Source organism: Microcystis sp. M_QC_C_20170808_M9Col, assembly GCF_007095495.1.
Taxonomy (GTDB): domain Bacteria; phylum Cyanobacteriota; class Cyanobacteriia; order Cyanobacteriales; family Microcystaceae; genus Microcystis; species Microcystis aeruginosa.
In genome coordinates, this window is sequence record NZ_SFBZ01000217.1 from 1 (window position 1) to 3,953 (window position 3,953).

Here is a 3,953-nt window from a genome sequence, read left to right on the forward strand (position 1 = left end):
GACATCGATAATTTTTTGGCGAAAATCTACGGAATAGGGTCTCATAGGAAGCTGGTAAGTTCTATTATTTGTCTATTTGCTTTCCATTGTACTTCATAGCTCCAAGAATTGCTATAATTAGCCTGATTATAGCAGTTATCTTTGCCAAAACAAATGCTAAAAGCTGGTCTGCAAAAAGCTAATAGCTAAAATAACTGACAACCGATCGAGTCTAAACATCTCCCCCATGTCAGGGCGCTATAGCTGACAATGAGTCGCTATAATAGAGTTCGCCGATCGCTAACTTCTCCCTCGGTAAAATCTCTATGACTGGAAGACTGAACAAGCTACAACAAGATTTAAAGAACATAGAAACGGAAGTGGCAAATTTAGCCGAAAGAATGCGAGAAAAATACCGAATTTATCTTGATTTACTCGGTGAATCTCTCTATAAACAGGCGATCGGGGCAGTGTATTATATCTGTACCCGTTACTATGGGGGGGAATTTCTGGCCCTCTCCCACAGCAATCGTCAGAAACTACAAGAGGAGATCAAAGCTCTAGGACAAGAGGCTAAAGCCAGTTTACAGCAATTGGGCGAGCAGAGCTTCGAGCGAGGGGCATTTTCAGGGGTAGGATTCTCTAAAAGTCCAGCAGAGACAGTTAACACCCCAGATTTCTGGAAACTTTTTCTAGACAAACGGGAAAATCTAGCCGCAACTGGAGAGATTAATAACCCCGATATTTTACTTTATTGTTGTCGAGTGCTGGAAAAAAACTGTGTCGAGATTCTCAATCATCTCTCTAAACAAATTAATCAGCAACTACAAAAAGCTTATATTCTTCCCCCTCATCTACCCAGTCAAATTATCGATATGGCAATTCAAGCGGGAGAAGAAGGACAATCCCTAGGTGGAGGAAATAATATGTTAAACATTCTAGTGGAAGCTAAAAACCCTGAACCAGAGGAAGAAAAAGATGAAGATGAAGATGATGGGGATGAGCATGATTTTTCAAGTGGCAAAGTCACTAAAGTAACAGCGATTCATCTACGAATGGCTGAACTGGAATTTGCTGATACGCGCTTAAGTGTGGAAAGAAATCAAATTCGCTCCCTTTGGGAACAATTAAATCGTCTAGGGGAACAATATCATCGTATTCGCAAAGAATATACTATCGCTCAAGCGGAAGCGGCATGGCGCAGTAGTTGGTACGATTAATCAGTTATGATCAAACAGGGGTATCAGGGAAGCATAATACTGGGAAATTTGGAATCAAGAGGCAATTATGAAAGGGGAAATACCCGACTGGGTGAGATTACAAAAAGCCTTATCTGTAGAAGCGGAAAAAGGTTATCCCGATCTTCAGGGAAATCAGTACCGTTTTAGCGAGTTTTTCTGTCTTAGTTTCGGGGATAATCCTCCCGTGGGAATTTCCACCAGTGAGAGAAATCGCTGGCGAGAATTAGCCCAAAAATTTGCCCAATATTCCCAGTTTAATCCCAGACAAAGACAACAATTAGTCACCGAAACTCGCAATTTTTTACAACAATTACGGCAAACTTTAGAAGCAACCCCCACCCCAAAAGAACCAGCTGTGGCGAAAATTATTAATACCACTCCCATCACGGCAAAGGCTATTTCTCCACGGCAAGTTACCCTCGAACAACCCTTGAAATATCTAGCGGAAGTGGGAGAGAGAAAAGCTGGTCTTTTAGAAAAATTAAACCTCCACAAAGTTGAAGATTTATTATATTATTATCCCCGGGATCATGTTGATTACAGTCGTCAAGTCAATATCGCTAATTTAACCGAGGGGGAAACGGTAACTTTAGTGGGGAATGTCAAGCGCTGTAATTGTTTTACTAGCCCCAAAAATACCAAGTTAGCTATCTTTGAATTGCTCTTACAGGATCGCACTGGACAGATAAAATTAAACCGTTTTTATGCGGGAACTCGCTATACTAATCGTGCTTGGCAAGAAGGACAAAAAAAACTCTATCTGGTGGGTTCGGTGGTGGCGGTTAGTGGTTTAGTCAAAGCGGGAAAATATGGGTTAACTTTAGAAAATCCTGAATTTGAATTATTAGACAGTTCTGGGGCAAGTATTGAGTCCTTAAAAATCGGGCGTATTCTGCCGGTTTATCCCCTCACCGATGGAGTACCCGCCGACCTAATTAGAAAGGCTGTAGTCGCCGCTTTTGGGGCAGTAGAGGCGATAAAAGATCCCTTGCCTTTCGGTCTAAGAAAACAATACGGATTAATCGATTTAAAAACGGCAATTACTAACATTCATTTCCCTAATAATGCCGAGATTCTAAGTCAAGCGCGACGGCGATTAGTCTTTGATGAATTCTTCTTTTTACAATTGGGTTTTCTGCGGCGGCGGCAACAGTATCGTCAGACACAGAAAAGTGCTGTTTTTAGTGCTAAGGGTCAATTAATTGATCGATTTAATCAGATAATTCCCTTTCAATTAACTAATGCTCAAAAACGAGTTATTGAAGAAATTTTAGAGGATTTAGATTCTAGCACCCCGATGAATCGTCTTGTGCAGGGGGATGTGGGTTCTGGCAAAACAATTGTCGGAGTTTATGCTATTTTAGCAGCCCTACAATCCGGTTATCAAGCGGCATTAATGGCTCCCACGGAAGTTTTAGCAGAACAACATTATCGTAAGTTAGTTAGCTGGTTTAATCTCTTACATTTACCCGTAGAATTATTAACTGGTTCCACAAAAACCGCTAAACGGCGAGAAATTCACGCCCAATTAGAGACAGGAGAATTACCACTTTTAGTGGGAACTCATGCCCTAATTCAAGATGCAGTTAATTTCCGCAAATTAGGTTTAGTTGTTATTGATGAACAGCATCGTTTTGGGGTACAACAAAGGGCAAGATTATTAAGCAAAGGAGAGTCTCCCCACGTTTTAACCATGACAGCAACACCGATTCCCCGTACTTTAGCTTTAACCCTCCATGGGGATTTGGATGTGAGTCAAATTGACGAATTACCCCCCGGCAGACAACCGATTCAAACCACTGCTTTAAATGGGAATCAAAGAAGGGCTGCCTATGATTTAATTCGGCGTGAAATTGCCCAAGGCAGACAAGCTTATGTGATTTTTCCCTTGATTGAAGAATCGGAAAAATTAGATGTTAGAGCTGCGGTGGAAGAATATCAAAATTTATCAGAAAAGATTTTTCCCAATTTTAATATCGGTTTACTCCATGGTCGCATGAGTTCCGCCGAAAAAGAGGAAATCTTAACAGCTTTTCGCGATAATATTCTGCAAATTATTGTCTCAACTACGGTTATCGAAGTGGGGGTGGATGTTCCCAATGCCACGGTGATGTTAATTGAAAATGCCGAACGTTTTGGCCTTTCACAATTACATCAATTACGGGGGCGCGTGGGCAGAGGTTCCCATCAATCCTATTGTTTACTTTTAAGTGGCAGTAATAGTGCTAATTCCCGTCAAAGATTAACGGTTTTGGAACAATCCCAAGACGGCTTTTTTATCTCGGAAATGGATATGCGATTTCGCGGTCCGGGGGAAGTTTTAGGACAACGACAATCGGGTTTACCAGATTTTGCCCTCGCTAGTTTAGTCGAGGATCAAGAGGTGTTAGTTTTGGCAAGAGATGCCGCCGAAAAAATTATGTTAGATGATCCCCATTTAATCACTTTGCCCAATTTGAAACAAGCCTTAGAAGCTAAATATCAACGGATGTTGGGAGCGGATATTTTAACTTGATTTAGATGTTCAGTAATCAGTAATACTAAATCCAGTTATTAAAAACTGATTATTTATTCTCCGTTTTGCATAGCCCATACTCAACGGATTTACTATTACCCCACATTCCGCACCCTGGTCGTTGAAATCAAAAGTTGCTCTAGCCCTTGTATAGTAAGACTTTTAGCGATTACTAAGAATTATGAAGTGTCACACTCTAGTCAGCGATCGCCAGCTTA

Annotated in this window: 2 protein-coding genes; both read left to right on the forward strand. The window is 41.1% G+C overall.

Annotated elements, in window-relative coordinates; all coding sequences use genetic code 11:
* Positions 1–305: 305 nt before the first annotated feature.
* A complete protein-coding gene (locus tag EWV68_RS12750; protein WP_012268003.1) occupies positions 306–1,199 on the forward strand; it encodes a hypothetical protein in 894 nt (297 codons plus the stop codon).
* Between the two features lie 67 nt (positions 1,200–1,266).
* A complete protein-coding gene (gene recG / locus EWV68_RS12755; protein ID WP_287169993.1) occupies positions 1,267–3,735 on the forward strand; it encodes an ATP-dependent DNA helicase RecG in 2,469 nt (822 codons plus the stop codon).
* Positions 3,736–3,953: the final 218 nt, after the last annotated feature.